Annotated in this window: 22 protein-coding genes and 1 other RNA gene; 9 read left to right on the plus strand and 14 right to left on the minus strand. The window is 66.2% G+C overall.

The annotated features are described in order from the left end of the window. Window position 1: 1 nt before the first annotated feature. Genes POM99_RS05525 through POM99_RS05545 form a run of 5 tightly spaced genes read right to left on the minus strand, consistent with a single transcriptional unit; the run spans window position 2 to window position 4,793 of the window. A complete protein-coding gene (locus tag POM99_RS05525) occupies window positions 2–1,015 on the minus strand; it encodes an alpha-ketoacid dehydrogenase subunit beta (protein WP_277275862.1) in 1,014 nt (337 codons plus the stop codon). Between the two features lie 16 nt (window positions 1,016–1,031). Then, window positions 1,032–2,006 (minus strand): thiamine pyrophosphate-dependent dehydrogenase E1 component subunit alpha, encoded by a 975-nt coding sequence (locus tag POM99_RS05530; protein WP_277275863.1) that lies wholly within the window; start codon window positions 2,004–2,006, stop codon window positions 1,032–1,034. Window positions 2,007–2,026: 20 nt separating this feature from the next. Then, the gene (locus POM99_RS05535; RefSeq protein WP_277275864.1) at window positions 2,027–3,241 is read right to left on the minus strand and encodes an acyl-CoA dehydrogenase family protein; all 1,215 of its coding nucleotides are present in this window, start codon (window positions 3,239–3,241) and stop codon (window positions 2,027–2,029) included. Window positions 3,242–3,249: 8 nt separating this feature from the next. Continuing rightward, window positions 3,250–4,401, minus strand: coding sequence for a thiolase family protein (locus POM99_RS05540; RefSeq protein ID WP_277275865.1), 1,152 nt, complete (start codon window positions 4,399–4,401; stop codon window positions 3,250–3,252). Beyond that, entirely contained in the window at window positions 4,398–4,793 is a 396-nt protein-coding gene (locus POM99_RS05545) for a Zn-ribbon domain-containing OB-fold protein (protein ID WP_277275866.1), read from the minus strand. Before POM99_RS05545 ends, POM99_RS05540 begins: the two co-directional genes overlap by 4 nt. Before the next feature lie 197 nt (window positions 4,794–4,990). Here POM99_RS05545 and POM99_RS05550 point away from each other — a divergent pair, with 197 nt between their 5' ends. Then, window positions 4,991–5,812, plus strand: a complete 822-nt coding sequence (locus tag POM99_RS05550; protein ID WP_277275867.1) for an esterase/lipase family protein — start codon at window positions 4,991–4,993, stop codon at window positions 5,810–5,812. Window positions 5,813–5,814: 2 nt separating this feature from the next. Beyond that, window positions 5,815–6,180: a transfer-messenger RNA gene (ssrA, locus tag POM99_RS05555) on the plus strand. A 234-nt stretch (window positions 6,181–6,414) separates the two neighbouring features. Here the strand turns inward: ssrA and POM99_RS05560 are convergent. The 8 genes from POM99_RS05560 to POM99_RS05595 all read right to left on the minus strand — a co-directional run bounded on the left by POM99_RS05560 (window position 6,415) and on the right by POM99_RS05595 (window position 16,426). After that, entirely contained in the window at window positions 6,415–6,660 is a 246-nt protein-coding gene (locus tag POM99_RS05560) for a hypothetical protein (protein WP_277275868.1), read from the minus strand. Window positions 6,661–6,793: 133 nt separating this feature from the next. Then, complete coding sequence (locus POM99_RS05565; RefSeq protein ID WP_277275869.1) at window positions 6,794–8,056, minus strand: N-succinylarginine dihydrolase; 1,263 nt, start codon at window positions 8,054–8,056, stop codon at window positions 6,794–6,796. A gap of 120 nt (window positions 8,057–8,176) precedes the next feature. After that, on the minus strand, window positions 8,177–9,214 hold the full coding sequence (locus POM99_RS05570; RefSeq protein ID WP_277275870.1) for an arginine N-succinyltransferase: 1,038 nt from the start codon (window positions 9,212–9,214) through the stop codon (window positions 8,177–8,179). Further along, window positions 9,214–10,362 carry a hydrolase gene (locus tag POM99_RS05575; protein ID WP_277275871.1) on the minus strand — a complete coding sequence of 383 codons (1,149 nt, stop codon included), beginning with the start codon at window positions 10,360–10,362 and terminating at the stop codon, window positions 9,214–9,216. Before POM99_RS05575 ends, POM99_RS05570 begins: the two co-directional genes overlap by 1 nt. 155 nt (window positions 10,363–10,517) lie before the next feature. Further along, on the minus strand, window positions 10,518–11,339 hold the full coding sequence (gene rsmA, locus POM99_RS05580) for a 16S rRNA (adenine(1518)-N(6)/adenine(1519)-N(6))-dimethyltransferase RsmA (protein WP_277275995.1): 822 nt from the start codon (window positions 11,337–11,339) through the stop codon (window positions 10,518–10,520). Window positions 11,340–11,341: 2 nt separating this feature from the next. After that, on the minus strand, window positions 11,342–12,340 hold the full coding sequence (gene pdxA, locus POM99_RS05585; RefSeq protein WP_277275872.1) for a 4-hydroxythreonine-4-phosphate dehydrogenase PdxA: 999 nt from the start codon (window positions 12,338–12,340) through the stop codon (window positions 11,342–11,344). 120 nt (window positions 12,341–12,460) lie between these two features. Next, a complete protein-coding gene (locus tag POM99_RS05590; RefSeq protein ID WP_277275873.1) occupies window positions 12,461–13,828 on the minus strand; it encodes a peptidylprolyl isomerase in 1,368 nt (455 codons plus the stop codon). A 318-nt stretch (window positions 13,829–14,146) separates the two neighbouring features. Then, window positions 14,147–16,426 (minus strand): LPS-assembly protein LptD, encoded by a 2,280-nt coding sequence (locus POM99_RS05595; protein WP_277275874.1) that lies wholly within the window; start codon window positions 16,424–16,426, stop codon window positions 14,147–14,149. A 100-nt stretch (window positions 16,427–16,526) separates the two neighbouring features. Between POM99_RS05595 and POM99_RS05600 the strand changes: the two genes are divergently transcribed. The 7 genes from POM99_RS05600 to POM99_RS05630 all read left to right on the plus strand — a co-directional run bounded on the left by POM99_RS05600 (window position 16,527) and on the right by POM99_RS05630 (window position 21,967). Then, window positions 16,527–17,996, plus strand: coding sequence for a leucyl aminopeptidase (locus POM99_RS05600; RefSeq protein WP_277275875.1), 1,470 nt, complete (start codon window positions 16,527–16,529; stop codon window positions 17,994–17,996). A gap of 24 nt (window positions 17,997–18,020) precedes the next feature. Next, window positions 18,021–18,173: a DUF2256 domain-containing protein gene (locus tag POM99_RS05605; protein ID WP_277275876.1), complete on the plus strand. Its 153-nt coding sequence runs from the start codon at window positions 18,021–18,023 to the stop codon at window positions 18,171–18,173. Next, window positions 18,173–18,604 (plus strand): DNA polymerase III subunit chi, encoded by a 432-nt coding sequence (locus tag POM99_RS05610; protein ID WP_277275877.1) that lies wholly within the window; start codon window positions 18,173–18,175, stop codon window positions 18,602–18,604. Before POM99_RS05605 ends, POM99_RS05610 begins: the two co-directional genes overlap by 1 nt. Next, the gene (locus POM99_RS05615; protein ID WP_277275878.1) at window positions 18,601–19,053 is read left to right on the plus strand and encodes a hypothetical protein; all 453 of its coding nucleotides are present in this window, start codon (window positions 18,601–18,603) and stop codon (window positions 19,051–19,053) included. The genes POM99_RS05610 and POM99_RS05615 overlap by 4 nt, the downstream gene beginning before the upstream one ends. An 81-nt stretch (window positions 19,054–19,134) precedes the next feature. Beyond that, a complete protein-coding gene (gene ndk, locus POM99_RS05620; protein WP_118072266.1) occupies window positions 19,135–19,557 on the plus strand; it encodes a nucleoside-diphosphate kinase in 423 nt (140 codons plus the stop codon). 103 nt (window positions 19,558–19,660) lie between these two features. Further along, window positions 19,661–19,900, plus strand: a complete 240-nt coding sequence (locus POM99_RS05625) for a hypothetical protein (protein WP_277275879.1) — start codon at window positions 19,661–19,663, stop codon at window positions 19,898–19,900. A gap of 117 nt (window positions 19,901–20,017) precedes the next feature. Further along, a complete protein-coding gene (locus POM99_RS05630; protein ID WP_277275880.1) occupies window positions 20,018–21,967 on the plus strand; it encodes an alpha/beta hydrolase family protein in 1,950 nt (649 codons plus the stop codon). 9 nt (window positions 21,968–21,976) lie between these two features. Here the strand turns inward: POM99_RS05630 and POM99_RS05635 are convergent, their stop codons facing one another. Beyond that, entirely contained in the window at window positions 21,977–23,119 is a 1,143-nt protein-coding gene (locus POM99_RS05635) for an MFS transporter (protein WP_277275881.1), read from the minus strand. Between the last annotated feature and the right edge of the window lie 9 nt (window positions 23,120–23,128).

Genomic DNA, 23,128 nt, shown 5'->3' on the forward strand with positions numbered 1-23,128 from the left:
CTCAGCGGTAAGACAGGACCTTGCGCACCGCCGCTTCGATCTTGTCGATCGAGGGGAGGTAGGCAGTTTCCAGCTCGCGCGCGAACGGGACAGGGGTATGCGGCGGATTGACCGACAGCGGCGGGGCCTTGAGGCTGGCGAAGGCCTTTTCAGCCACCATCGCGCAGATGTCGCTGCCAAGGCTGCAGCGCGGCGGCGCTTCGTCCACCACCACCAGGCGGCCGGTCACTTCCACCGAATCGAGAATTGCTTCCTCGTCGATCGGGCTGGTGGTGCGCAGGTCGATCACATCGCAACCGATGCCCTGTTCGGCCAGCGTGTCGGCCACCTTTTCGCAGAAGCCAAGCAGCAGCCCGGTGGATACGATGGTGACGTCCTGCCCGGCGCGCGCCAGGCGGGCGTGGCCGAAGGGGATCATGAAGTCCGGATCGTCCGGCACTTCGCCCTTCATGCCATAAAGCGCCTTGTGTTCCAGGAAGATCACCGGGTCATCGTCGCGGATGGCGGTGCGCAGCAGGCCCTTCACGTCGGCGGGCGTGGTCGGCATCACCACCTTCAGCCCCGGCATGCCGGTAAGGATCTGGTGCACGGCTTGGCTGTGCTGCGCCGCTGCGTTGTAGCCCGCGCCATAAGCCATGCGGATCACGGCGGGGCATTTGGTCTTGCCGCCGAACATATAGCGGAACTTGCCGATCTGGTTCCAGATCTGGTCCAGCGAAACGCCGATGAAGTCTGCAAACATCAGCTCCGCAATCGGGCGCTTGCCTGACAGCGCAAGGCCCGCCGCCGCGCCCACGATCGCGCTTTCAGAGATCGGCGTGTCGATCACGCGGTCCGCGCCAAACTGGCCGAACAGGCCGGTGGAGGTGGACCAGATGCCACCGATCGCTTCGGGGCCACCGGCCGTGCCCATGCCGCCGACAACGTCTTCACCCAGCACCACCACGTTGGGGTCGCGTGCCATTTCCTCCGCGATCGTCGAGACGACGGCTTCGCGATACATCATACGTGCCATTGTTCCGCTCCCCGCCTCAGTACGAAATGTAGACGTCGGTCAGGACGTCGTCGGCAGTGGGCCGCGGTGCGGCCTTCGCCTGCTGCACGGCGTCTTCGATCTGCGCCAGAACCTCGGCGTCCACCGCGTCCAGATCCTCGCCCGAAAGCAGCTTGGCCGACGTCACGCTTTCGCGGAACTTCTTCAGGCAGTCGCGGGTCTCGCGGATGCGGTCCAACTCGCCGGGGCCGCGATAGCGCTGCGGGTCACCTTCAAAGTGGCCGAAGAAGCGTTCGGTGTCGAACTCCACCGCCGCCGGGCCGTTGCCCGGAACGCGCACGTATTCCAGCACTTCGCGCATCGTTTCATAGACCGAGAAGAAATCCGTGCCGTCGCCACGCCACACCTTCATGCCAAAGGCTTCGGCGCGGCTGGCGATGTCGCCATTGGTGCCGACCGCGTATTCGAAGCCGGTGTGTTCGGAATAGTGGTTGTTCTCGAACACGAAGATGCAGGCGGCCTTGGTCACCACCGCCATGTTCATGGCTTCGAACGTGGTGCCCTGGTTGCATGCGCCGTCGCCCGAAAAGGTGATGGCGACCTTGCCCTTGCCGTCGATCTTGGCCGAAATGCCCGCGCCCACCGCGATCGGCGCACCGGCGCCGACGATGCCGTTGGCGCCCAGCATGCCCTGGTCCACGTCGGCGATGTGCATGGAACCGCCCTTGCCCTTGCACAGGCCTTCGCGGCTGCCCCAGATTTCCTTCATCATCCCGGTCACGTCGCAGCCCTTGGCCAGGCAGTGGCCGTGGCCGCGGTGGGTGGAGACGATCTTGTCGTCGGCGTCGAGGTGTTCGCACACGCCCACCGCCACGGCTTCCTGGCCGCAGTAAAGGTGCGTGAAGCCGGCAATCTCGCCGGTCTGGATATCCACGTGAAGGCGTTCCTCGAATTCGCGGATCACCTTCATCTGGCGATAGGCGCGCAATAGCGCCTCACGGCTCAGCTGCATCCTGTTTCCCTTGCCTTTTCTTACAAGCCCAGCACGGTCTTGGCGATGATGGACGACTGGACCTCGTTCGTACCACCGAAGATCGTCCAGGCGCGACTGTTCAAATAACGCGCCGCGGCGACCTGCGCGTCCTTGCCGTGGACGGGCGCGGGCGCGTTGTCGCCATACAGCGGGCGGATGCTTTCCAGCTGCAGCCCGGCCGGGCCCAGCGCATCGAGCGCCAGCAGGTCCACTTCCTGCCGCAGGTTTGACGCCAGCAGCTTGCACAGCGAGGTCTGCGGCCCCGGCGGGCGGCCCTTGGCGATTTCCGAGAGGATCTTCAGCTCGATCATCTCCAGCGAAAGGACGCCGAGCCGGGCCTTGGCCACCCGGCGCTTCCAGTCGCGATCATCGGCCAGCATGCCGCCGTGCCCGTCGCTCTGGCCAGCGGCGATCTTTTCCACCTGTTCCAGGTCATAGCCGAGCTTGGGCGCATGGCACGATCCGCCACGTTCGTTCTCGAGCAGGAACTTGGCGAGCTTCCACCCGTCTCCTTCCTCGCCCACGCGATCCTGCACCGGCACCTTCACGTCTTCCAGGAACACCTGGTTGACCTCGTGATCGCCGGCCATGGTCAGGATCGGCCGCACCGAAACGCCCGGCTGGTTCATGTCGATCAGCAGGAAGCTGATGCCCGCCTGCTTCTTCACGTCCGGGTTGGTGCGCACCAGCGTGAACATCCTGTTCGCCCAATGCGCGTGGGTGGTCCAGATCTTCGATCCGTTGACCACGTAATGGCTGCCATCCGCGCTCAGCGTGGCGCGGGTCTGCAGGCTGGCAAGGTCCGATCCGCTGCCGGGCTCGGAAAAGCCCTGGCACCAGTAATCCTCGCCCGAAAGGATGCGGGGAAGGTATGTCGCCTTCTGATCCGGCGTGCCAAAGGTGTAGATCACCGGGGCCACCAGCTTCAGCCCCAGCACGGTCAGGTTCGGCGCACCGGCCAGCGCGCATTCCTTTTCAAAGATATAGCGCTGCACCGGGCTCCAGCCGGTGCCGCCGGCTTCAACCGGCCACTGATAGCCGAGCCAGCCCTTGGCGTTGAGGATGGCGTTCCATTTCTGCCCGATATCCGGTTCCACGAACACGGTGGGGCTGGCCGCGGCGCCGTCGATCACGTCCTGCGGCAGGTTCTCCGCCAGGAACGCGCGAACCTCGTCGCGAAAGGCCAGGTCTTCGGGGGAAAGCTCGATGTCCATGTCAGTCTTCAACGCTCAAGGATGGTCACGGCGGATACGCCGGGGGCGCCGTACACGTGGCTGTAGGCGGTCTTCGGCGCGCCCGGCACCTGGCGCCCGCCGCCATCGCCGCGCAGCTGCACCACGTTTTCATACACCTGGCGCAGGCCGCTGGCGCCGATCGGTTCGCCACAGGCCAGGCAGCCGCCATCGGTGTTGACCGGCAGGCGCCCGCCGATCTCGGTCAGCCCTTCGGCCAGCCAGCGTTCCTGCTCGCCATCCTTGCAGAAGCCGTTCTCGGCCATGTGCATGATCTCGGCGCCGCATTCGGTGTCCTGCAGCTGGGCCACGGCGATGTCCTCTGGCCCGATGCCGGCCATGCGGAATGCATCCGCGCTGGCGATCTGTGTGGCCGTGGCGGTGCCGCCGCCGATATCGACGCTGGGGGCGAACACCTCGAAGCTCTTCGGCGGGCGGGTGCGCATGGTCGCCGCCTTCAGCCGCACGATCGGCTTGCCCAGCTCGCGCGCCTTCTTCTCGGTGGCAAGGATCAGCGCCACGCCGCCCTCTGCCGGGCTGCAGAACATGTATTTGCTATAGGGGTCGGATACCATCGCCCCTTCAAGGATGTCGTCCAGCGACACCGGCTCGCGCCGCCAGGCATGGGGGGCGTGAACCGCGTTGCGGAACGCCTTTTCCGCCACCCGGCCCAGCGTGGTGCGGCTGATCCCGTGCAGGTGCATGTACCGCATGATCTTGTTGGCGAAGAACTGCGTCGTCACCATGTAGCCGGCATCGCCATACCATTCCGGCAGGTTGTATTCCGATGGCAGGGCGTTGAACGCGCCGCGCGGATGCTTGTCGAACCCCACGGCCAGGCCGATCTCGAACTCGCCGCTCTTGATCGCCATCTGCGCGGAAAACAGCGCCGATCCGCCTGCGGCGCAGCCGTTGCGCACGTTGATGAACTGCACCCCGGTCAGGCCCAGGCGCTCCACCATCGTGTCGGGATTGCCCGCCGCGTCAGACCCGCCATAGGCGAACTGGATGTCGGCCCACTCCACCCCGGCGTCGGCCAGCGCCTGCCGCACGGCGAACACGCCCTGGTCAAGGCCCGATACGCCGTCGGTGCGGCCGAACGGGTGGATGCCCACCCCGACGATGCAGACGTCGCCACTCATGCTGCTGCTCCGGTGGGCTGAAATGCATGAATGAGGACGGGATCGGCCGCCTCGGGATCGAGCGGCACCTGCACCAGCTCAAGCTCCATGCCGATGCGGATCTGGTCGAAGTCCACGTTGGCCAGGCGCGTTTCCACGATCACTTCGCCCGGCAGTTCGACATAGCCGACCGGGAAGGGACGGAACGCCTCCGGCCCCTGATAGGGCGGGGTCTTGGGGCGAAAGCGCTGGATGGTATAGGACCACAGCGTGCCGGTGCGTGACAGGGGCACGGGTTCGAAGCGGTCGCCCGGTGGGCACGGAAACACCACGCGCCCGCTTTCGCGATCGCGCCCGCCAATCAGGCGCGGCGGCGTCTCCCCGGTAAACAGCCCTTCGGCAATCGCGCGCATCTTGCTCCCGTCACGGTTTCAATCGATTCCAATTTCTCCTTTAAGCGCCACCTTCGCGCCGATGCCGACTCTGCAAAACGCTAGGGTTGCTCCTTTTGCCAGTGTGCCACTGTGCCACGGCGGGAAATCGATGGGCCCGATCCCGGTGCCGGTGCGTTGGCAGCGTTCGGGCCGGGTCGTGAAAAGGGGAAAGCCGGATGGCGGTTGTGCAGTTCAAGCGCAGGCAGCAGGCCACTGCTGCGCCAATGCGCGCGCGGCAGGACATCCGCCGTCCGTTCCTCGGCTGGACGATGCTGGAATCCGCCCGTTTCATGATGGAGGCGGGCACGCTGGCGCTGTCATGGCCGTTGCTGTTCAGCGCACCGCGCGGCGATGGGCACCCGGTCATGGTGCTGCCCGGCTTCGCCACCAACGATACGATGACCGCGCTGTTGCGCCAGTTCCTCTCCACCATCGGCTATGATGTCCACCCCTGGGACCTCGGCTGGAACCTCGACCAGCACAGCGCGGGCGAGAACGGCGAGCATGTGGCGCGGCGGATCGAGGAGATCGCCACCGCCACCGGCCAGCGCGTCAGCCTTGTCGGCTGGAGCCTCGGCGGCGTGATCGCGCGTGAGGCGGCGCGGCGCGAAGGGCCGGACGGCGCGCTGCGGCAGGTGATCACGCTTGGCAGCCCGTTCACCGGCAATCCCAAGGCGACCAGCCTCAATGCGATGTACGAACTGCTCACCGGCAACAAGGTGTCCTCGATGCAGGGCCATGCCCGCTATGCCCGCGGCCACCATCCGCTGCCCGTGCCCTCCACCGCGATCTTCAGCCGCAGCGACGGCATCACCGCCTGGGAAAACTGCGTGAGCGAAACCGATGCGCAGACCGAAAATGTCGAGGTCCACTGCAGCCACTTCGGCTTTGTCGCCAACCCGGCGGTGTTCTATGCCGTGGCCGACCGGCTCGCGCTGGCCGAAGGCGAATGGCGCCCGTTCGACCGTTCGGGGCCGTTTGCCGCGTTCTATCCCTGAGGCCCCTTCCAATCCGCAGCGCAGTGCCTATATGGGTCCCTGCCGGTTTCGACCGGCTATGGTGATAAACTGCGGCGTGCAATAGGCACAGCGGACCCGGGGGCGGTACCCGGCGGCTCCACCATCACCACCGGACCAATGGGCCGGGCCTTGTTGTCGCAAGGGTGTTGATGGGGCCGAACTAGGATCGACGTGTGTTGAAAAGCGCTGTTTTTGCCCGGGCTGAGTAACCCGTTCAAGGCTCAAAACTCACAAGTGCCAACGACAACGAAGCACTTGCTCTCGCCGCGTAATTCTAGGGGCTAACGCCCTGAAGTTATAAGGTTAGAGCACGGTTCGGACCGAACCGGGTAACAGAATCGGAAACCGGGGGCTGGGGGCGAGCCTAGCAACAGAATCGCCCTACTCATCCCATGCCCCATCTCCACCCGCCAGACCTTTCCCGTTCGTCTGAGCGAAGTGGAGACCTTGGCGCTGTTGTGGTTCGACAAGCTCACCACGAGCGGTTTTTGTGGATCCCTATAATCATAATCGGGCCATAGCCCCGACCCGCTCATCCTGAGCCCGCCGAAGGACGAAGGATGCCAGCGCAGTGCCCGAATTCAGGCCTGCTCCACCCGCGCCGCCGCCTTGGCCTCGCGCTCGTACTTCATCGCATCCAGGATCTTGGCCCCGGCCATGAACACCGCCGCGGTGCTCGCCAGGAACAGCAGCTGGCCCGGCCAGCCGGGAAAGCGCTGCAGATACACGTGCCCACGTTCTGTGGCGCCCAGCGCCAGCGCGTAGATGATCGCAAAGGCCTCGAGCCGGGTCTTGATGACAAAGAGGCGAGCGATCTTGCGCAGCATTGCCTATCCCTAATTCTTACCGTGGTCCTCCGCAACCTTCGTGCCATTTGCGGAAACGCGCAGGCCGGGCAGGTTAACGGACCAGACGGTGTAAACGGGGGCGACAGGTCCTTTCCTTGGCAATGCAGCAGGATCAGGCGAGTTCCGGCAGACCCAATGCTTCGAGCAGGGCAGCCCGTGCGTTGCGAACCGTTACGGTGAGCGCGGGCTGGCCAAGATCACCCGGATCGATCTGTTCGGGCCAGTTTGCCGCCACCACCCGCTCCACCAGCGCAATCTTCGCCTCGTCCAGCAGAAAGCGCGGATCGACCGTGGCCGGGTCCGCCACCACGCGCAGCCGAAGGCAGGCAGGCCCACCGCCATTGGCCATGGACTGGCGCACGTCCACCGGCAGCACGCGCCGGATCGGCCCGTTGCCCGCCAGCATCGCGTCAAGCCAGCCGCGCACCGATGGCGTCTCCCACGCCTCCAGCGGGATCACCAGGCCCATTTCGCCCGATGGCAGCGTCAGCAGCTGCGCGTTGAACAGGTAACTGCGGATCGCGTCGGCCAGGCTCACCGCGCTCGCCGGCACGACCACGATCTCCGCCTCGGGCAGTTTCTCGCGGATCGCGGCATAGGTGCCTTCGGGGTCGGCAAAGGCCAGTTCGTGGGTGAACAGCACGCGCTCGTTGGCCACCGCCACCACATCGTTGTGGAATGCACCTGCCTCGATCGCCTCGGCCGATTGCTCCACGAACAGGCAGCGCGCGGGATTCAGGCCATGCAGCCGCGCCACTGCCCGGCTCGCCTGTTCATGCTGCCGCGCAGGGAAGCGCCCGCCCGGTTTGCCATAGACGAAGATCTCGATGCCCGGCGCGCCGTGCTGTGCGCACATCCGCATGTGGTTGGCCGCGCCTTCGTCGCCAAAGCAGGCGGGCACCGCATCGTGCACCGCAAAGTGTGCGCTGCTGGCAAAGGCCAGCCGCAGCTGGCGCACCGTGTCCGGCCATTCCTGCGACCGGTGCGGCATGGTCACGAGGTTGGCGGCGGTCAGGTGGCAACGCGCGTCGGCGGTGTCGGGTGCGGGGCTGACCGTGGCCGCATTGGCCGTCCACATCGAACTGGCGCTCCACGCCGCCGCACGCAGGCGCTTCTCCGCCTCGTCCTGCGGCGCGCCGCTCAAGCCCAGCGCCTGCAACAGGCCGTCATTCGGGCGCGGCAGCGGGCACAGCAGCCCCTGCGCCAGCCCCAATGCCAGGTTGTGGCGCATCTTGCCCAGCCCCTGCAGCGCGGCCGCGCGCGGGTAGGACGGATCGCCCGCATGGCTCGCCGAAGCCAGATTGCCCAGGCTCAGCCCGGCATAGTTGTGGCTGGGGCCGACCAGCCCGTCGAAGTTGATTTCCACCAGCGCCATCAAAAAGACCCCAAATCCTCAAGCCAAGCCCGATCACCCACCCCCGTTCGTGTCGAGCGAAGTCGAGACACCACGCGCAGTGTCTCGACTTCGCTCGACACGAACGCGCAGGGGAAAGCGTTACCTGCGCACGTGCCACACTGTATCGCCCACGCCCACGTCCAGCGCGGCGGCGGCGATGGGATCTAGCACCACGCCATCCCCGTCCAGCGCCAGTTCGGCAAAGGTGCAGCGATAATCCGCCAGCTTTCCGGCGGCGACGAGCGACTTCACCACCGGCCCGCTGCCTTCCGGCGCGCGGACATGCGTCACCTTGGCCTCCTGCGCCTCGCAGATCGACCGCACCCGGTCGGTGCGCGCGGTCATGGTCGGGCCGCCGTCGAAGATGTCGACATAGCCTTCATAGGCGAACCCTTCCTCTTCCAGCATGCGCATCGCGGCGCGGCCGGTGGGGTGGGGCAGGCCGATGGCGGTGCGCGCGGATTCCGGCAGCATTGCCACATAGACCGGATGCTTGGGCATCAGGTCGGCAATGAACTGGTTGCCGTTGATCGCGTTGAAATAGTCCGCTTCCTGAAAGCTCATGCCAAAGAAGCGGCCCGCCACCCCGTCCCAGAATGGCGATCCGCCGCGCTCGTCGATGATGCCGCGCAACTCTGCCAGGATCTTGTCGCCAAAGCGCCTGCGGTGCATCGCGATGAACAGGTACCGGCTGCGCGCCAGCAGCAGGCCCAGCCCCCCGGCACGCTCGCTGGGGTGCAGGAACAGGCCGCCCACTTCGCTCGATCCTTCCAGATCGGTAACAAGGTTGAGCATTTCCGCGCGGAACGTGCGGTTCAATTCCTTGCTGTGCTGGGTCAGCGTGGCCATGCGATAGGAATAGAACGGCCACTGTTGCCCCACCCGGGTAAAGACCTGCGCGGTGCCGCGCACTTCGCCCGTGGCAACGTCTTCCAGCACCAGCACGAACAGTTCGTCGCGCGGGTGGTCGGGGTCGCCTTCGCGCGTGTCGGCATAGGCGGCGGCGGAGCGTTCCAGCTTCGCCGTCAACGACTTGCGGTCCGGCGGCAGGTTGGTGAAACCTCCTCCGGTCAGCTTGGCCATCTCGTAAAGATGCTGCAGGTCCGCCGGTGTTGCGGCCCTGATCCGATGCGTCATCATTCCCCTCCCGCCAGGCGGTGCAGCACCAGCGTGGAGAGCATCGCGCGCTCCGCCAGCGAGGGCACCACCAGGAATTCCCTGTCCGAATGGATCGCGCCGCCGCGCACGCCCATGGTATCGACCACCGGCACGCCGAGCGCGGCGATGTTGTTGCCGTCGCAGACTCCGCCGCTCGATTGCCAACGGATGTCCTGCCCCAGCGCCGCCCCGCAATCGCGGACCACGCCGAACAGCGATTCCGCCTGCGGAGTCAAAGGCTTGGGTGGGCGCGTCACGCCGCCGTGCAGGTGGATCGAAACCTCGTGCGCCGCCTCCACCGCCGCCACCTGCAGCGGCAGTTGGGCCAGGAAGCGGTCCGCATCGGCGGTTTCGCGCGGGCGGATGTTGAAGCGCAGCACTGCGTTGTCGGGCACCACGTTGTTCCCCGATCCGCCGTCGATCTTCGCCGGGTTGATCGAAATTCCATCAGTTTCCAAGGCCTTGAGCCGTAGCGCGAGATCCGCCGCAGCGAGCACCGCGTTGCGCCCGTCCTTGGGATTGCGCCCGGCGTGGGCACTGCGGCCGCGCACGATCGCGGCATAGTTGCCGCTGCCGCCACGCGCGCCTGCCAGAGTGCCATCGGGCAGGGCTGATGGCTCGTAAGTCAATGCAAAGGCCTTGTTTTTTGCGAGCGTGGCGATCAGGGGGGCGCTGGAAAGGCTGCCGGTTTCCTCGTCGGAATTGATCATCACGTCATAGCCGACGCCGGCCGCAGCGGGGCTGGCCTCGAAGGCGGCGAGCGCGGCGAGGATCACCGCGATGCCGCCCTTCATGTCGGCCACGCCGGGGCCGTTAAGAGTCTGATCATCAAGCCATTTCGTGGTCTGGAACGGATCGCCAGCGGGAAACACCGTGTCCATGTGCCCCGTCAGCAGGAAGCGCTTCTGGGCCTCGGGTCGCACCGACAGGACGAGGTGATCGCCGTGGGACAGGCTTAGCGTCGTTCCGTCGGCCGAGACCGCCTCGACCGGTGCGGCGGGCTCAAGGCGGACCTCTCCGGGCAGGGCGGCGAAGGATTCGGCCAGCAGCCCTGCCTGTTCGGCAAGGCCGGAAAGATTGCGGGTGCCGGTGTTAAGTGCTGACCATCGCAGCACTTTTTCAAGCATGGCTGGCCCGTCAAGCGAAGCGAGAAGGGCCTGTTCTGTCCGCGAAAGCTGTTGCACCTGTAACCGTCTAGCGGTTCCCGGCGGCGGGGTGAACCCCGTAGATTGAAAACGACTGAGAAGGGGTTGAGATCGACTGAGAGCGACCGAGACGGGGTCTAGGCCGACAGAACCCGTGCAATCGCCACGAAGTCTGCAACCTTCAGGGTTTCCGCCCGGCGCTGCGGATCGATGCGCAGCTGATCGAGCGCGGCAAGCGCGCCGGGCAGCCCTTTCAACGACTGGCGCAGCATCTTGCGGCGCTGCCCGAAGGCCGCCTCGGTCACCCGCTCCAGCATCCGCGCCGAAACGCCCTCGGGCATGTCAGCGGGCGTGACGTGGACGATCGCGCTCATCACCTTGGGCGGGGGCGTGAAGGCGCTGCGGTGGACTTTCATCGCAATGCGCGGATTTGCGCGCCATTGCGCCAGTATGGCGAGGCGGCCGAAGGCGTCACTGCCGGTTGGCGCGATGATGCGTTCGGCCACTTCCTGCTGGAACATCAGCGTCAGCGATTTCCACTGCGGTGGCCAGCTTTGGCCCGAAAGCCAGCCGGTGAACAGCGCGGTGCCGACGTTGTAGGGCAGGTTCGCCGCGACATGCCATGGTCCGTCGAACAGCGTGGCGGGGGCGATCTTGGTTGCATCGCCCTCGATCACCGTCAGCTGGCCGGGAAACGCCTCGGCCAGTTCGGCCAGCGCGGGCAGGCAGCGGCGGTCCATCTCGATGGCGGTCACCTTCGCCCCGGCGCGCAGCAGCGCGCGGGTGAGGCCGCCGGGGCCGGGGCCAACCTCCAGCACGTTCTCGCCCTTCAGCCTGCCGGGTACGGCGGCAATGCGATCGAGCAGCTGTTCGTCAAACAGGAAGTTCTGGCCGAGCGCCTTGGTGGCGATCAGCCCGTACCGGTTGACCACATCGCGCAGGGGGGGGAGGTCGGGCAGGCTCATGCCAAGGCCCTCCGCGCCGCGCATTCGCCGGCCATGCGCAGGGCGGCGAGAGTGGCGCCGGGGCGGGCCTGCCCGGTGCCGGCGATGGCGAAGGCAGTGCCGTGATCGGGCGAGGTGCGCACGATCGGCAGGCCGAGCGTGACGTTGACGCCTTCATCGAAATCGAGCGCCTTGATCGGGATCAGCGCCTGATCGTGGTACATGCAGATGGCGACATCATAGGTTTCGCGCGCGGCAGCGTGGAACATGGTGTCGGCCGGCAGGGGGCCGCGCGCGTCGATGCCGGCGGCCTGCAGCGCGGCGACGGCGGGGGCGACCACGGCGCCATCCTCATGCCCCATGCGCCCGTCCTCACCCGCGTGGGGGTTCAGCCCGGCTACGGCGAGGCGCGGCGCGGCGATGCCATAGTCGCACACCAGCGCGGCGGCGGCGATGCGGCTGCGGGTCTCGATCAGGTCTGCCGTCAGCAGGCCGGGCACGGCGTGCAGCGCGACGTGGACGGTGACGGGGACGACGCGCAGGGATGGTCCGGCCAGCATCATCACCGCACGATCGTGGGGCACGCCACAGGCATCGGCGACGAATTCGGTCTGGCCGGGCTGTGTGAAGCCGACACGGGCAAGGCGGCTTTTGGCCACCGGCCCGGTGACGAGCGCGGCGGCCCGCCCTTCACGCACCAGCGCGGTGGCGGTTTCCAGCGCCTTCAGCGCCAGCGCCGCGCCTTCATCGGTGGGCTGGCCAGGGGTGTATTCGATATCGCCGAGGTCGAGCACGGGCAGTGCGGTGTCGAACACTGCAGCCGCCTGTCCCGGATCGGTGATCGCCCTGACCTTCACATGCAGGCCGCGGCGGCGCGCGGCCTTTTCCAGCACACGCTTGCTGCCCATGACGAAGAAGTGCGGCAGGTTGGCCGTGCCGCTGAGCGCCCAGGCCGCGCAGGCGAGTTCGGGGCCGACGCCGGCAGGATCGCCGATGGTGAGCGCAAGGGGAGTCATGGGGCTGCCTTAGGGGATCGGGCGGCGCGGGTCACCCCTGTCGCGCGATTGCCCCTCCGAGCCGCCTGTGGCGGCCCACCTCCCCGTTTGTGCTTCGCAAAAACGGGGAGGAACCTGGGATCAATTGTAGTCGATCACCGCATCGCGGCGGAGGTCGCGCAGGTAGGTCTGGGCGCGCTTGTTGACGCGGTCGTCTTCGATCTGGCCCTGGATCTGTTCGAAGCTGGGATCGGTGCTGACCTTGGGATCATCACGCCCGCACAGCAGCAGCACGCGCACGCCGTCATCGACCGAGCCGAAGGGCGGGGTGGCTTCACCCACGGCGAGGCGCAGGATGGTGTCCTGCAGCGCGGGCGGCAGGTCACGCGCCTTGATCTGGTCATTGGCGACGACGCTGGCGCCAAGGCGGGCGGCAGCGCTTTCGGCCATGCCGCAGCCCTTGATGTCCTTGACCATGGCGGCAAAGGCGGCGGCCTTTTCGGTCGCTTCCTTTTCAGTGGTGCCCTTGGCGAAGTTGATCGAGATCTGCTTGAGGCTGAGCACCGCATCGCGCGGATCGGCAGTTAGGACCTGGCGCTTGTCGATGACGTAGATGATCGAATAGCCGCCACGCAGCTCGATCGGACCGGCCAGCTGACCGGCCGAGAGGTTTGCAGCGGTGTTGGCCAGTTCAGCCGGAAGCTGCGCCAGCTTGATCCAGCCGAGATCGCCGCCGACCGCAGCGGTGGATGCTTCGGAATACTGGCGCGCATAGGCGACGAAACTGCCGCCCTGCTTGAGCTGTTCGACGATCTTGTCGGCGTTGGCCTTCACCTGCGCGCTGTTCTCGTCATTGGCGGAAAGGAAGATTTCGCCGATGCGGTACTCTTCGGTGCCCTTGGCCGCCTTGAGCCGGTCAAGCTGTTCGCGCACCTCGCCTTCGGACACGTTGATGAAGGGCTGCACGTTGCGGCGCAGAAGGCGCTGCCACGCCATTTCACCCTTGATCTGGCGCTTCAGGCTGGCGGCGGACGAGCCGATGCCGGCGAGGTATTTTTCCAGCGCGGCAGGGCTCTGGCCGAAGTTCTGCTGCGCCACGCGGTTGAAGGTGTCGTCCACCTCTTCCTGTGCCACGTCGATGTCCACCGACCTGGCTTCCTGGATCTGCAGCGTCTCGTCGATCAGGTTGCGCAGCACCTGCATGCGCAGGCGGTCCTGTTCCTCGGCTGCGACCTTGCCGCCGTTGGCGTTGATGATCAGGGCCAGGCGCTGGTCAACATCGGTGCCGGTGATGATCTCGCCATTCACGACCGCGGTTGCGCGGCGCACGTTGGGGTCCATCTTGCCGAAGATGGTGGGGTTGGCCGGCAGGTTCAGGTCCCCTTCCTCGTTCGGCACGGTCTGCGCGTGCAGCGCCGACGTGGCGAGCGGGGCCAGCGCGGTGGCGGCAAGGCCCAGCGAAAGGGCGGCGCTACGGAACTTGGAAGCGGAAAGGAACCCGGGCTTCATGGCAATCAAAGCATCCTGTCGTGGCGGGCGGCGTTCGCCCGCGGCGCGCCGGAATTGCGTTTTTCCGGCTTAACCAAAGCTGAGTGGCGCGGCCTTAGCCGGTTTGCAACGGGCAGGGAAGCGAAACGGGGGAAAAGCGTGGCAGGCGCTGTCGCGAGTGTCGGCCTGCATCCACCCCCATCCAACTCCGGCTAAGGCCGCAAGCGGCCAAGCCTCCGTATCCTTCCCCCATCAAGGGGGAAGAAGCAGGGCCCCCTGAACCTTCCCCCTTGACGGCGCAGCCGTCTGGCGAAGCTTGGATGGGGGTGAAGACCCGCCCTACTTCACGCCGATGTTGCGCAGCGAGAACGTCAGCTGGAAGGTGTTGCCGCGGCGCACGTCGCCGGTGGTGACGTAGTCGCGGCGCCAGGTGAGGCCGAGATCAAGGCAATCGTCGGTGTAGGCGAAGCCGATGCGGTGGCGCAGCATCTGGAAGCCGTCGGAGGTGTTGGTCGGGTCCTCGTCCTTGTTGGTGAGGTTGACCACGCCCGAGCCGAACACGGACCAGTACCTGGCGAAGGCGAAGCGGCCGGAGAAGCGCAGTTCCTCGCGGTCACGCAGGTCCTCGAAGGTGCTGGTGATGTCACGGTTCAGGCGCAGGTAGCCGATTTCGGCATACGTGCTGTGGTTGCCCAGCGTGGCGTCAAATTCGTTGCGGCGCAGCTTGAACGAGTCCTTGTCCAGCCGGTAGCGGTGGGTGAACCGGACGAGATCGCGGAAACGCAGCTCGGTGCGGCCGACGATGTCGGACACGCGGCGGGTGAGGCCGGTGCCATCGGGCAGCAGGGTCTTTTCGGTGGAGAGGCGATAGGACTGGCCAATGGTGCTGGACACGCGCCAGCCGGGCCGGTCCAGCCGCCAGTCGAAGCCATAGGTGAAGCGCACGCCGTCCTCCACCCGGTCGTATCCGGGGAAGCGGCTGAGCGCGAAGATGTTGGAATCTTCCAGTTCGACCGAGCGCGAATCCTCATTGGGGATGGTCAGGTTCTTGATGTGCGGCGTGGCGACGACCTGCACGTGCGGGGTGAGCACCTGGGTGCCGCCGAACAGGCTGCCGATCAGCGGCCATTTCACATCCACCGCCGCCGTGGCGAGGCCGCGGCCCTGCCAGCCGGGCAGGCCGCGATAGATCGGCGTGGTGGTCAGCTCGTTCTGCGTGGAGTGGTAGGCATCGCCGCGGACAAGGCCGGTCAGCGTGACTTCCTGCCCGAGGCCGGTGATGGTGCGCAGGTCCCACTGCGCGCGGGCGAAGGCGCGCTGCATGTCCTGCCCGCTGGTGCGGGTGAGGGCGAGGGTGTTCACCTCAAGCTCAAGCTTTCCACCGATGCCGGGGGCATCGAAACGGTGGCGGTAATCGAGGCTGGGCAGGGCCACGGGGACGAGGCCCTGCCGGTCACCCGTGCGCAGGGTCTGCACGGCATAGCCGGCGAAGCTGAAGTAGCTGTCGTCCGCGATGCGTTCCAGATTGAACGAGGAGCGCAGGCGGTCATCGCGGCTGATGTCATACCGGCGCAGGAAGGTGCGGTCTGACGAGAGGCGGCCGAAGGCGGTGAGCGACCAGTTCGGGCTGAACTGAAAGCGGCCGTTCGCCTCGACATAGCCGCGCAGCTGGCGGCTGCCCGATGCGGCAAGGCCGGTGGCGGTGGCGTCGATCTGGCGGCTCTGCGTGACATAGCCGGTGACCTGGAACGCGCCCTTGTCTGCCAGGTGGCGATAGCGGCCCGAGAGCATCGGCAGCGCCTTGGTAAACAGGGTGCCGGTGAGCGCGAGATCCTTGTTGTCGGCAATGCGCCAGTACCAGGTGTCGCTGAGCTCGGCGCCGTTGGAGGCGGAGAGGCGGAAATCGGGAATCAGCAGGCCGGTTTCGGCGCGGAAATCGGCGGTGTGGCCCAGCCCCGGCAGCGGCAGGATGGGCACGCCGAACAGGCGCAGCGTGGCGCCGTAGTACTTCACCCGCTTGTCACTGGCGCGATAGGTGACGCGCACGGCGGTGATTTCCCAGCTTGGCTTGCGCGGGCAATCATTGTCGTCGATCACGGCGCAGCCGGTGTAGGCGGCATCGTGCAGGACCATGTCGCCCTTCTGGTCGCGCGAGCCGGAGCGCGCGGCGAGACGGCCCCCTTCGCGCAGGACCAGCAGCATGTCCTCGATCGCGCCGGCCTTCAGCTCGTCGGTCAGCTCCACCTTGTCGGTATAGAGGATGTTGCCGTCTTCATCGACGAAGCGGATGTTGCCGGTGGCCTGGATCTGCCCGGTCTTGCGGTCCCAGGTGACGGTATCGGCGCGCACGGTCTGGTCCTGCCGCCGCAGCACCACGTTGCCGGCGGCGGTGATGCTGTCCGAATCGTTGGCGTAGGTGACCTTGTCCGCCTCGAACCGGATCTGTTCGTTCGCCTGCGATTCTGCAGGAGCCGGGGGAGAGGCGGCCGGGGGAGGCTGATCCTGCGCCAGCGCAGGCGCGGCGCACGAAAGGGCAAACAGGGCTGTGCCAGCGCAAAAGGCGCGCGGGCGCAAGCGTTCGGAAAAGGCTTGCGGCAGCGGCCGCGCGGCTGGTTGCATGCGCTTGCCTATCGCACCGGTGCGGCCTAACTGCAAACCCACAATTTCGGCGTACGACAGACCGCGCCATTGCGTTGCCCGATTCCGACAGGAGCCTTGAATGAACGTCGTTTTCCAGTCCGCCGCGGATCAGCGTCCGCGCCTTGTTGCGCGCCTTGTGGCCGAAGGCGGGATGCCTGCCGACGTGGATGCCGCCGTGCGGGAAGGGGCCGAGGCCTCACGCTTCACGGGCAAGGCGGGCCAGGTCTTTGAGGCGTTCACACATGGCGAGGGCAGCATTGGCGGCGGGCTGAAGCGGCTGGCCTTTGCCGGCATCGGCGAGGCGACGGGTGCGGGCAAGCTGGCGGCGCTGGAGCGCGCAGGGGGCGCGCTGACGGCCAAGTACCTGACTAGCGGGGAAACCGCGCTGGGCATCGACTTTACCGACAGCGGCCTTTCCCCGTGCGAGGTGGCGCGGGTGCTGCTGGGTGCGCGGCTGCGGGGCTGGCGCCATGACGTGTACAAGACGAAGCTGTCTGACGAGCAGAAGGTTTCGCTGACCGAAGTGGTGGCGATCAACGCTCCCGACGGCATCGATGCCGCCTGGCTCGTTGCAGCCGCGCTGGCCGAAGGCGTGGAATTCACCCGCGAGCTGGTGACCGAGCCGGCCAACGTGATCTATCCCGAAAGCTTCGTGAAGCGCTGCGAAGAGCGGCTGGCCGGCACTGGCGTGGAGATCGTGGTGCTGGGCAAGGCCGAGATGACCGCGCTGGGCATGGGCGCGCTGCTGGGCGTGGCGCAGGGTTCGGTGCGTGAGCCGAAGCTCCTCGCCATGCGCTGGAAGGGCAAGGCGGGCACGAAGCCCACCGCCTTCGTGGGCAAGGGCGTGACCTTCGACACCGGCGGCATATCCATCAAGCCGGCCGCCGGCATGGAGGACATGAAGTGGGACATGGGCGGCGCCGCTGCAGTGGCGGGCACCATGCTGACGCTGGCGAAGCGCCGCGCCGAGGCCGACGTGATCGGCGTGTGCGGGCTGGTGGAGAACATGCCCGATGGCGGTGCGCAGCGCCCCGGTGACGTGGTCACATCGATGTCCGGGCAGACCATCGAGGTTATCAACACCGACGCCGAGGGGCGGCTGGTGCTGTGCGACGCGCTGACCTGGGTGCAGAAGGAATATGCGCCCGCGACGGTGATCGACCTTGCCACGCTGACCGGTGCGATCATCATTTCGCTGGGTCACGAGCATGCTGGGATGTTCTGCAACGACGACATGCTGGCGGGCCAGCTGGACGCGGCGGGCAAGACCAGTGGCGATGCGCTGTGGCGCTTCCCCATCGGCCCGGCTTACGACAAGCTGATCGACAGCGCGATCGCCGACATGAAGAACGTGGGGCCGCGCTATGGCGGGTCGATCACCGCGGCGCAGTTCCTGCAGCGCTATATCGACAAGGGCGTGGCCTGGGCGCACCTGGACATTGCGGGCACGGTGTGGGTCGACAAGCCCGGCGCCACGCACGACAAGGGCGCGACCGGGTTCGGCGTGCGCCTGCTCGACCGCTATGTGCGCGACGTGCTGGAGGCCTGAGGTAAAGGGGGGAGCGGCGTCCTCATGCCCAAGATGCGGCGCAAGTCGGACCTGCCGAGCAAGACCTGCGCCGCCTGCGGCCTGCCGTTCACCTGGCGCAAGAAGTGGGAGCGGGACTGGGACAACGTGAAGTTCTGTTCCGACCGATGCCGCAGCGAGAAGGGTAAGGCCATCTGATGCGCGTCGATTTCTACCAGCTGACGCGCGATCCGGCCGAACTGGTGCTGCCCGCGCTGGCCCGTTTGACGCTGGGCGCGGGTGAACGGCTGCTGGTGGTGTCCGAAGACGGCGCGCAGCTTGACCGCATAGAAAAGGCGCTGTGGGACCGGCCGGACAGCTTCCTCGCCAACGGCCGCGCTGGCGGGGCGCACGATGCGCGCCAGCCGATCCTGCTCAGTGGACAGGCCGATCCGGCCAACGGCGCGAAGTTCCTGGCGCTGGCCGACGGCGTGTGGCGCGACATGGCGGGCGCCACGCGCGTGTTCCTGCTGTTCCCCCCAGACCGCATCGACGACGCCCGCGCCTGCTGGCGCATGCTGGGCCAGCGCGAGGGCGTGGAGCGGAAATACTGGCGGCAGGATGGCGGGAAGTGGCGCGAGGGGCCGTGATCCGCGTGGCTACGGGCGTTCTGCTTAGCATTGCAGCAGGAATGATTGGTGGATGCCAGAGCGCGCATCAATCAAACCCGGTTTGCGAAGCGGAAAAGGCTCGTGCTCAAAGCTCAAGGGAAGCAAGTTCTCACTTGCCGCTTGGGCTTAAGATGCCACCAAACGCGACTTTGCGCATTCCGACAATGGTGGATGGTTCTGCCATGGGAGGTGGAGTGTCGTTGTCAGCAGAGCTGGAAGTTAATGACCGTCTCGAAAAGGTAGCAGATTTTTATCGGGCTGAGTTCCAACGTATCGGTGCAACAATCGATGTTCCCGAAAACTATAAAGACTTGGTTCTGCTGCACGGGCAGACTCGCGATGGCGGATATTTGATGGTCGGCGTCGATACAAGGGGTCGGCCTACCGGAGTTAAAGTCGATATCCATTACCAAGCCGATTGCTTGTGAAACGGTCCAACCTTGCGGGGCAGCACAAACCCGGCTAGGGGCGCGCGCAATCAGAACCAACCTGCTCGCAAGGAACATCCCATGGCGGTTACCCGCACCTTTTCGATCATCAAGCCCGACGCCACGCGTCGCAACCTGACCGGCGCGGTCACCAAGATGCTTGAAGAAGCGGGCCTGCGCGTCGTCGCTTCCAAGCGCATCCACATGAGCCGTGAACAGGCCGAAGGCTTCTACGCCGTTCACAAGGAACGCCCCTTCTTCAACGACCTGGTCGAGTTCATGATCAGCGGCCCGGTGGTGGTGCAGGTTCTGGAAGGCGAGAACGCCATGCAGCGCAACCGCGACATCATGGGCGCGACCAACCCCGCCAATGCCGAGCCCGGCACCATCCGCAAGGAACTGGCCGAATCGATCGAGGCCAACACCGTGCACGGCTCGGACAGCGACGAGAACGCGGCGATCGAGATCGCCTACTTCTTCAAGCCGGAAGAGATCGTCGGCTGATTTCAGCTGTGCGATGGTTATGCAAAGGGCCGGGGCAGCGATGCTCCGGCCCTTTTCCGTTGTGCGCGCTTGGGATAGCAGCATCGGCAAAGGAGAGCTTGCAATGATGGGAATGGGTGACGGGTCATGCCCGTTCGAATTCAATTTCGATCCCGCCACGTTCAAGGTGGGCGACATGGTCAGCTATCGCGTGACGGGAAGCCTGGACGGCATGCCCTTCGTGGGCACGCTGCTGGAAGTGCATGACGATTACGTGGTGATATCACCCGGCGAAAGCGAGCCGAATGCCCGCTATCGCGGCACGCGCACCGACCGGCCGGTGGTGGATGAAAGCGAAATCTGAGGTGTTTTGCCAGTGTGGGCCAATCTGACCAAATTGGTTTGAAAATCCAACAAAGTGGTTGGTGGGCCATGACGCCTTCCTATGCTGTCAGGGTTGGACAGCCGCTAGGGGGCAGGCATGGTTTGTATCGACACATTCTGGCGCGCGCTGGGGACCGCGCTGCTGCTGGCGGTGGCGGGCCTGCCCGGGCAGGCGGTCGCTGCTGCGCCGCCACTGGAAGCCTATGGCAAGCTGCCCGCGCTGGAACGCGTGGCGATGTCTCCCTCGGGCGAGCGGATCGCGATGATCGGCGACGTGGAGGGCGTGCGCCGGCTGGTGGTGCTGGACCAGCAGAAGAAGCCGCTGATCGTGGTGCCGGTGGAGGATGCGAAGGTCCGTGGCCTGTATTGGGCGGGCGAGGACCGCGTGCTGGCCTACAAGTCTGACACCAAGGAAATCTTTGGCTTCAACGTCGACAGGGCCGAGTTCGGCACGATGGTGGTGATCCCGCTGGACGGATCGCCGATGTGGCAGGTGTTCGGCAAGTATCCCGAGATCAGGGGCGGGGTTCAGTCCTTCCGCGGTATCCAGCAGCGCGGCGGCAAGTATTACGGCTATTTCGTCGGCAATTCGTACACGCTCGATCCCAAGGATACCCGGCAGGTCTGCCGCTCTTCGGTGCTTTATGAGGTGGACCTGCAAACGCAGAAGGCGAGCGAGATCGCGCCGTGTTTCCTGGGCGGTTATCGCACATGGGTGGTCGGACCCGATGGCACCGTGCAGGCGACGATGGATTTCACTTCGCTCGACGGCAAATGGATCGTGCGCAATGCCAAGGGCGATCATATTGCCGAAGGCACCAGCCTGCTGGGCGATGTGGGCCTGGTCGGGCTTGGCGCCACGCCGGGCACCGTGATCTACAGCGAGACGCCGAAGAACGGGGACACCCGCTGGTTCGAGGTGCCGCTGGCAGGCGGTGAGGCGAAGGAAATTTTGGCGGATTCGTCGCTGGATGAGTCCTTCTTCGACAGCAACACGCGCCGGTTCACAGGCTATCGACAGCAGGGTGACATTCCGGCCTACACCTTCTTCGATCCCTTCCGGCAGAAGGTGATCAACGCCGCGGTCAAGGCGTTCCCCGGCGTTTCGGTGCAGCTGCAGGACTGGAACGACGCGTTCGACAAGCTGGTGGTGATGACCGAGGGGCCGGGTGACCCGCAGACCTGGTGGACGGTGGACATCCGCACCGGCAACGCCGCTGAAATCGGCAATTCCTATCTGATCGGTTCCGCCGACGTGGGGCCGATGAAAATGGTGCATTACAAGGCGGGCGACGGGCTGGACATTCCCGCGGTGCTGACCCTGCCGCCCGGCCGCGAGGCGAAAGGGCTGCCGGTGGTGGTGCTGCCCCATGGCGGGCCGCATGCGCGCGACTATCCGGCATTCGACTGGTGGGCGCAGGCGTTCGCCTCGCGCGGCTATGCCGTGCTGCAGCCCAACTTCCGTGGATCGAGCGGCTATGGCGATGATTTCCGCCGAGCCGGGCATGGCGAGTGGGGGCGGAAGATGCAGACCGACCTGTCCGACGGGCTCGCCTACCTGGCGCAGCAAGGCATTGTTGATGCCAGACGCGCCTGCATCGTCGGCGCCAGCTATGGCGGCTATGCCGCGCTGGCGGGGGTAACGCTGCAGCAGGGTCTCTATCGCTGCGCCGTGGCTGTTTCGGGCGTGAGCGACGTGGCGAAGATGTCGGTGGAAGACAGCGATGCGGGCAGCGACCCGTTGATCCGGCGCGCGCTGAAAGAGGAGCTTGGCGCTTTCAAGGACCTGCGCGCGGTTTCACCCATCAACTTTGCCGACAAGGCCGATGCGCCGATCCTGCTGATCCACGGCAAGGACGATACCGTGGTGAAGTATGAACAGAGCAAGGACATGGCTGCCGCGCTGCAGCAGGCGGGCAAGGCAGTGGAACTGGTGACTTTGGCCAGGGAGGACCACTGGCTTTCCCGCAGCGAAACGCGGCTGGCGATGATTCAGGCGGTGGTGGCTTTCGTGGAGAAGTGGAACCCCGCCGATCACGCGCCCTAGAAACAGGGTCTAAAGCGGGCGGCGCGCGTACCAGCGATCGAGCATCCATGCCATGGCGCCGATGGAGGCGAGGCCGAGCAGGATCGGCAGGCGGAAGCTGGCGCCCGCACCGAGCAAGGCGGCGGCGGTGAGGCAGGCGGCCGAGCAGCCGAGGTCCCAGCCGCCTTCGGTGGCCATTGAAAAGCGCAGCACGCAGGGGCTTTGCCGCGCCATGGCATAGAGCGGGGCGAGCATGGCGGTTGCCGTCATCGGCAGGACCAGCGCGCCAAGGGCGGTGGCGGCGATGGCGAGCAGCGGGTGGGCGAAGGCCACGCCTTTCAGCGCCAGCGCCAACGCCGCTGCGCCATAGGCGACGATCAGCGAATGGCGCGGGCGGCCGCCGTCGATCAGCCGACCGACGACCAGGCTGCCCGCTGCGGCAGCCACGCCCGCTGCGGCAATCGCGCCGCCGAACGCATCGAAATGTTCACCCAGAGAGGCGAAGAGCGCGAGGTTCCAGATCACCACGCTGCAGCCGGAATGGAACCCTTCGTTGAAATAGAGCCGGCGGGCGTGGGCGGCCACGGTGCGATCAAGCGCGGCTTCGGGCTCCACCTGCGGGTTCGGTCCGCCCAGCAGGGGGAGGGCGGTGGCGAGTTGCAGCGCGGCGATGGCAAGGAATGCAGGGAGCGGGCCGGCGTGGGCAAGCAGCAGCCCGCCCGTGGCCGGGGCGACGATGCCGACGATTGCGCTGGTCGCCTGCTGGATGCTGACCTGCCGCCCGCCCTGGCCGCTTTCAGTCAGCGCGGGCATGAAGGCGTGCCACGATGTCCAGTATAATACGCTGCCAAGCCCGCTGACCGCCAGGAACAGCGCCAGCAGCGGGCCGACCTGGGTGACGAAGGGCAACAGTGCGAAGCTGGCGGCGCGGATGACCACGCCGGTGATCAGCGTGTTGCGCAGGCCGGAGCGCAGCGACAGCGGCAGCACCAGCGCGCGCAGGGCGAAGCGCGACAGCAGGATCAGCGCAAAGCTGGCCAGCGCGACCGGATAGGAAAACCCGCGCGAGACGAGGAAGCCGACGATGAAAATGCCGCCACTTGTTTCGACAAACGATTGCAGGCCGGAGTGCAGGTAAATGCGCTGCAAGGGCGAAACGGCGCTTTTCGGCACGGTGGGTTC

Origin of the sequence: Novosphingobium cyanobacteriorum, assembly GCF_029436685.1 — a bacterium.
GTDB classification, from domain to species: domain Bacteria; phylum Pseudomonadota; class Alphaproteobacteria; order Sphingomonadales; family Sphingomonadaceae; genus Novosphingobium; species Novosphingobium cyanobacteriorum.